The sequence below is a fragment of the Rhizobium sp. P1_E1 genome (assembly GCF_056406015.1).
Window position 1 is genome coordinate 1 of sequence record NZ_JBFUAY010000509.1, and the last position, 1,266, is coordinate 1,266.

General features: G+C 59.5%; 1 protein-coding gene. It reads left to right on the top strand.

Features of this window, described 5'->3' with window-relative positions; translation table 11 throughout:
* Positions 1 to 501: 501 nt before the first annotated feature.
* Positions 502 to 1,266: ArnT family glycosyltransferase (locus tag AC1D1Z_RS37555; RefSeq protein ID WP_477853909.1), on the top strand; the 765-nt coding region annotated here is incomplete at its 3' end.

The following is a 1,266-nucleotide window of genomic DNA, read 5'->3' on the forward strand; positions in this document are numbered from 1 at the left end:
GCTTGGGGCATCTCCGAAGCACTGATCTAGGCTGCTGGAGTTGAACGCTGTTCGGCCGCCATGGAAACATGCTCGCTCATTATCGTCCCCCGCTAGATCACCAATCGGCTGTCCTCAAGCAGCGCGCCGATAGCGGCGTGCATATCGCCCTTGTGATAGGCGACACCTCCTCATGCCCACGGCTTCGCTGATCGGCGGCTCGCGCATCTCCGCACTCCATATCTGAGTTTTCAGATTGGCAGCCGCCCCGCCGATGTTCTTATTATGTTCTCGTGAATTCAATAATCAATCTGGGTGAATTGCTTTTTAAGGCTTTGCTGATGAACTGCCATCATGACAAAGCCGCCCCGCAAGCCGTCCGAGCCGCTGCTCGGTGAAGCCTACGAGCAGCTCCGCAGCCGACCGCGTCGGCGGCGAGATCCCGCTCAGCCTAATCTTCCTCACGATCCGATGCCGGCGCGTATCGCGCCGCCTCGGCCGTCACGGAAGACAGGGTTTCAGATGACAGACGACCTGGAATTGAAGCAGGCCGAAGGTCAGCAATACCCGCAGGAGACGACCGACCGGGACATGGCTGCTGGCAACTACCTCAACACGGCGATCTTGCTGGGGATCCTGTTTATTGCAATCGTCTTCAGGTTCCACAAGATCACCTTGCCGCTGGTCGACGGCTTCAGCTGGCGCGAGATAAGCACTGCAATGATGGCCGACAATTTCCAGCAGCGCAGCTGGAACATCTTCTTTCCGGAAGTCAGTTGGACCGGGCCCGGGCCAAGCTATCAGGGCCGCGAGTTCCAGATCGTCAGCTATCTCACAGCCCTGCTCTACCAACTCTTCGGTTGGCACGACTGGTTCGGCCGCATGGTTGCGGCCTTCTTCGGTCTCGTGACGGTGTTTTCGTTGCACAGGCTAACGGCCCTCTGCTGGGACGAGATGCGTGCCCACGCGGCGGCACTTGCCTACGCGCTGATGCCGGCGGCAATCATGATCGACAGCTCGTTTCTTCCCGATCCCGCGATGCTGGCCTTAGTGACCCTTGGCGTCTGGCTGTTCGCCAAATACTGGGCCGGCGGCAGCGGCTGGCTCTTGCCGCTCGCCACGGTCAGCTTCTCGCTCGGTGTGCTGTCAAAGCCACCAGGCATCGCTGCCGGTGCCGTCATCTTCTATCTGATGGTCTGCTGGATTCTGGAGAAGAAGCGAAAGCAGGCGACCTGGGTCTTCCTGTCGGGGCTTTTGAGCCTGGCCATCATCGGCGCTTATTTCAGC